4 protein-coding genes are annotated in these 4,122 nt (G+C 66.0%); all 4 read left to right on the top strand.

Translation table 11 applies throughout. The features are described 5' to 3' along the window. A partial coding sequence (locus ACLP4W_RS12515; RefSeq protein WP_442386440.1) for an acyl-CoA dehydrogenase family protein occupies window positions 1-1,045 on the top strand: 1,045 nt, incomplete at its 5' end. Next, on the top strand, window positions 1,042-2,259 hold the full coding sequence (locus tag ACLP4W_RS12510; RefSeq protein ID WP_442386439.1) for a thiolase family protein: 1,218 nt from the start codon (window positions 1,042-1,044) through the stop codon (window positions 2,257-2,259). The genes ACLP4W_RS12515 and ACLP4W_RS12510, both read left to right, overlap by 4 nt. Then, complete coding sequence (locus ACLP4W_RS12505) at window positions 2,256-3,197, top strand: alpha/beta hydrolase (protein WP_442386438.1); 942 nt, start codon at window positions 2,256-2,258, stop codon at window positions 3,195-3,197. The genes ACLP4W_RS12510 and ACLP4W_RS12505 overlap by 4 nt, the downstream gene beginning before the upstream one ends. After that, window positions 3,194-4,122, top strand: a 929-nt coding sequence (locus ACLP4W_RS12500; RefSeq protein WP_442386437.1) for an aldehyde dehydrogenase family protein, incomplete at its 3' end; no start/stop codon positions are given. The genes ACLP4W_RS12505 and ACLP4W_RS12500, both read left to right, overlap by 4 nt.

Raw genomic sequence — 4,122 nt, 5'->3', positions numbered from 1 at the left:
GTTCCCGACCACCGAGTTCGGTGAACTGGGCGCCGCGGGGCTGCTCGGACTCCTGATCAGCGAATCGGCGGGCGGCCAGGGCGGCGACGTGCTGGCTGTCGGCATCGCTGTTGAAGAACTCGCCTATGCCGACCCCGCGATCGCCTACCTGGCGTTCGCGGCAAATGTCAGCAATGCCCTGCTCGCCGCACACGGCAGCGACGAAGTTCGCGAGCGGTGGGTCAGCCGCGGTATCGCCGGCGAGGCCGTCATCTGCCTCGCACTCACCGAACCGGGGGCTGGGTCCGACGCGGCCAATCTCTCCACACGGGCCACCAGGGTCGACGCCGGATGGCGGATCTCCGGTGAGAAGACCTCGATCACCCAGGCGGTGCACGCCGATGTCGCGATCGTCGTCGCGCAGACCGAACCCGGGTCGGGCGGCAAAGGCATCGGAATGTTCCTCGTCGATATGGACGATCCCGCGGTCACCACCCAGGCCATCCGTGATCCCGGCTTCAAGCCATTGGGTCGTGGCTCGATCTTCCTTGACGGTGTGTTCGTGCCGGACAGCCACGTACTCGGTGAGATCGGGCGCGGATTCGCGATGGTGATGCACGAATTCGATTTGAGCCGAACACTGATCGCGCTGATGAATATCGGCACCGCACAACGCGCGCTCGACATGGCGATCGAATACTCCAAACAGCGTGAGACGTTCGGCCGGCCAATAGCAGCCAATCAGGGGGTGTCGTTCGTGATCGCCGAACACAGCACCTACGTTTCGGCGGTACGGGCGCTGGGCTATCACGCTCTCGGACTTCGGATGGCGGGGCGGCCGCACACGAGTGAGGCCGCGATGCTCAAGTGGTGGGGACCGCTGGTCGCGCACAACGCGATCCGCGACTGCATCGTGCTGCACGGCCAAGTCGGCTGGTCCGATGAGATGCCACTGCAGGCAATGCTGCGAGATGTCTCGGGATGCATGATCGGCGACGGCACACCGCAAATTCAGAAACTCGTGATAGCGCGCGAGCTTATCGGCAAGGAGGTGCTGGCGCGATGACCAATCACGAAGCTTCACTGCGCACCGTCGTGGTGGCCGGGGTCGGAATGACCGCATTCGGCAAATTCCTCGACCGCAGCATCAAATCGCTTGTCGCCGAATCGGTTCAGGCCGCGATCAAGGATTCGGAGATGGGCGAGTCGGACAAGGGCATCGATACGATCTACTACGCGAACACCGCGTCCGGGATTCTGCAGGGTCAGCACTCGGTGCGCGGACAGCACGCCATGCGCGAGGCAGGGCTCAACGGCATTCCGCTGATCAACATCGAAAACGCCTGCGCCTCAGGGTCGACGGCACTCAACCAGGCGTGGCTCGCGGTCGCGTCGGGCTATGTCGACGTCGCGCTGGCGGTGGGCGCCGAGAAGCTCTATCACCCCGACAAGCAACTGACCTTCGCCGCCATGGGCAGCGCTCTGGATCAGGATCGGCTCGCCGAGATCTTCGCCGAGATCGGTGCCAACGGCGGGGACCAATCGGTCTTCATGGATGTCTACGCGAAAATGGCCACCAACTACATGGACCGCACCGGTGCCACCCAGGAAGACTTCGCTCGCGTTGCGGTCAAGAACCACGACCACGGTGCGCTTAATCCCAAGGCGCAGTACCGGACCCGTTTCACCCTCGAGGAGGTGCTGGCTGCGCGCAAGATCTCCGGTCCGCTGACCTTGCCGATGTGTTCGCCCATCGGCGACGGGTCTGCCGCGGTCATCGTGACCACGCCGGACATCGCGGCGCACTGGGGCGCTGAGCCGATCACGGTGCTCGCCACCATGACCGGCGCGTCGAAACCCGGCGTCGGCGGGGAGCTTGTTGCCGGTGTGGCGAAGCGTGCGTTCGACTGGGCCGGCATCGACCCGGCGGAGGTGGACGTGCTGGAATGCCACGACGCCACGTCGCCGGCCGAGTTGATCGTGCTCGAAGAACTCGGGCTGGCCAACCCCGGCGGGGCCGTGGACATGATTCGCAAGGGCGACACCAAGATTGGGGGCAGGCTGCCGGTCAATACCAGCGGTGGCTTGGAAAGCAAAGGACACCCGATCGCAGCCAGCGGTCTCGCGCAGATCGTCGAGCTCGCCGAGCAACTCCGCGGCCGTTGTGGCGAGCGTCAGGTCGACGGCGCACGGATCGCCGTGGCAGAAAACGCGGGAGGCTACATGGGACCCGACGCGGCAGTGGCCACCGTGACCATCCTCGGCGCGACGTCCAGATGACCGGGCACCAGGCAAGCATCGCCCTGCGCCTCGTCAACCCGGTGTTCCGTGGAGTGTGCCAATCGGCGTTTCGTCGATACCACGACAACCTCGACGGGATGCGTACGTTCCTCGACCGTGCCGGTGCGGCATCGGGCCTTCTCGCCCGGCCGGCACCGGGATGCCGGATCGTCGATGGGGAATTGGGCGGCCTGACCACCCGGGAATTCCACCCCACTCGCCCGCATCCCGGGCGGACCGTGCTGTACCTGCACGGTGGCGGATTCCTGATGTACGCGCGCAGCGCTTACACCGGATTCCTCTCGCGGCTGGCGAATGACCTGCAGACCCGGGTCGTCGTTCCGGCTTACCGGTTGGCTCCCGAGCACCCGTTTCCGGCGGCCATCGACGATTGTCTGCGCGCCTATCAGGCATTACTCGACGCCGGGCAGGAGCCGCGTCAGTTGATGATCGCGGGCGAGTCGGCCGGCGCCAACGCTGCCCTCGTCACCTTGCAGCGGGCCCGCGACGCCGCCCTCCCGATGCCTGCGGGCGCGATCATGATGAGCGGCGGCTTCGATTTCTCCTGGTCCAGCCCGTCGATCAGCATCAACGCGCGCCGCGACACCGCGGTGGGGGCGCGTGGGCTGGCATTCCTGCAGCGGTGGTACCGACCGGATGTCGATGCGACAGACCCCCTCATTTCCCCGGTGTTCGGTGACTTCGCGGGCCTGCCACCGCTGCTCTTCCAGACCGGGCACACCGAGGTGCTGCGTGACGATTCGGTGCGGGCGACCGAGCGTGCGCGAGCGGCCGGAGTACCCGTATGGCTCGAGGTCTTCCCGCTGGTTCCGCACGCCTGGCATCAGCTCGGGACGTGGCTTCCCGAGACGCGCGCCGCGCTGCGGCAAATCAGGCAGTTCGCCAACGCCATCCACCAACCAAGGAGCACCTCGTGAGTATTGATCAACTGTCGCCCCCGGGTACCGAGGTAATCGACGTGCACAATCCCGCGACGGGTGAGCTCGTCGGAAGCGTTGTAGTGCAATCCGCCGAGGCGGTGGCCGCGGTCGTGGAGCAACTGCGCGCCCATCAGTCGTCATGGGAGGCGCTGGGGCCCGATGCCCGCGCCGTCTGGTTGCGAAAGTTGCGGGACTGGTTGCTGGACAACGAATCCCGACTCATCGATGTCCTCGCTGCCGAGACCGGTAAGCCTCGAGTCGAGGCCGCGTTCGAAGTCATGGTCACCTGCGACGCGATCAACTACTACGCTGACCGGGCCCGGAAGTTCCTCGCCGAAAAGAAGTTGCGACCGCACGGTCCGCTCACCGCTACCAAAAAGCTCAGTAGGGTGTACCGCCCGTACCCCGTCGTCGGAGTGATCACGCCGTGGAACTTCCCGTTACTCATCCCCGCTGTCGACGCCGTTGCGGCGCTGCTGGCCGGGGCGGCCGTCATCGTCAAGCCCTCGGAGGTCACTCCGCTGTCCGCCTGCGAACTCGTCCGCGGCTGGGAACAGATCGGTGCACCGCCGGTGTTCCGGTGTGTCACCGGTCTGGGCGCAACGGGCGCAGCGGTAGTGGACTCCGTAGACATGGTGCAGTTCACTGGCTCCACCAGGACCGGACGCGCCATCGCCGCGCGGGCGGGCGAACGATTGATTCCCTGCGGCGTCGAACTGGGCGGCAAGGACCCTGCCATCGTCCTGGCCGACGCCGATCTTTCGCGCGCCGCCAACGGCATCGCGTGGGGGGCACTGTTCAACTCGGGTCAGGCCTGCATCTCGGTGGAGCGGGTGTACGTCGAGGCACCGGCCTATGACCGGTTTGTCGCACTGCTCACCGAGCGGGTGCGGTCGATCAGGCAGGGGGTCGACAACGGTTC

This window comes from Mycobacterium sp., from assembly GCF_052145595.1.
Lineage (GTDB): Bacteria > Actinomycetota > Actinomycetes > Mycobacteriales > Mycobacteriaceae > Mycobacterium.
This window is presented reverse-complemented; position numbering and strand designations above follow the sequence as displayed.

Bases quoted from the DNA above. Each gene is read 5' to 3' on its own strand.
- ACLP4W_RS12510 (WP_442386439.1), top strand. From the start codon at position 1,042: ATGACCAATCACGAAGCTTCACTGCGCACCGTCGTGGTGGCCGGGGTC.
- ACLP4W_RS12505 (WP_442386438.1), top strand. From the start codon at position 2,256: ATGACCGGGCACCAGGCAAGCATCGCCCTGCGCCTCGTCAACCCGGTG.